General features: G+C 73.5%; 1 protein-coding gene. It reads right to left on the reverse strand.

The features are described 5' to 3' along the window. The coding region (locus IY392_RS02135; RefSeq protein WP_194860390.1) for a glycerol-3-phosphate dehydrogenase/oxidase at nucleotides 1-1,035 on the reverse strand (1,035 nt) is incomplete at both ends.

Here is a 1,035-nt window from a genome sequence, read left to right on the forward strand (position 1 = left end):
GGGAGCGCACTCGCCGGGGGGCTCGGTCGCGCGTGATCGCGGTGGCCGGGGGCCCCGACCAACGGCAGATCGGCGGTGCGGCACGGCGCCGCGGCGATCCCGGTCTTCCGTACGACCAGGTCGATTGCCTGCTCGGCCATGAGTCGGTACTCGGTGAGTTTGCCGCCGGTGATGGAGATGAGACCGTTGTCCGCGGTGATCAGCGCGTGGTCGCGTGAGAGGTCCGCAGTGTGGCCGTCACCCGAGTCGACCAGCGGGCGCAGCCCCGCGAATGTCCCCACCACGTCGTCCCGGGTCAGTCCGGTCTCGAGGGCCCGGTTGATCACGTCGAGAAGGAAATCGATCTCGTGCCGGTCGGGCGTCGGCACGTCGGGGATCGGTCCGGGGGCGTCCACATCGGTCAGCCCCACGTGGAGACGATCGAACTCGGCGGGGATGGCGAAGCAGAAGCGGTTGGTCTCGCCCGGCACGGGCACGGTGAGGGCGCCCGCCGGGTCGCCCAACGCGGACGATCTGATCACGAGGTGGGTGCCGCGCGAAGGTCGGACGCGTACGCCCGGTGTGGTCTCACCGGCCCAGACGCCGGTGGCACTCACGACAGCCCGCGCGGAGAGGGTGAACTCGTCGCCGTCCCCGTTCTCCCCGCGGCTCCCGCCGAGCTCGTCGCGGACGGTGACCTGCGACCCGCTCGCCTCCAGGGCGCGCACCCGGGTGAGCACCCGGGCTCCGAGTCCGGCCGCGGTCCGCGCCACCGCGGTGACCAGTCGGGCGTCGTCGACCAGTTGGCAGTCCCAGTTGAGGTGTCCGAACACCAGTCCGTGACGCCTCACCCCGGGGACGTACCGCGCGACCGACCCCGCGCTCAGGACGCGCGCGCCGGGCAGCCTGTCGGCCGGGGTGCCGGCGAGGCGGGACAGCAGCGTTCCCGCGGCGAACCCCAACCCCGGGAGTACCGCGCCCAGCGGCGGGGTGCCCCGGTACACGGGGACGACCTGGGCCAGGGGGCGCACGAGGTGGGGGGCCGTGCGCTCGAGC

This window comes from Dietzia sp. SYD-A1 (assembly GCF_015356725.1).
Taxonomy (GTDB): Bacteria; Actinomycetota; Actinomycetes; order Mycobacteriales; family Mycobacteriaceae; genus Dietzia.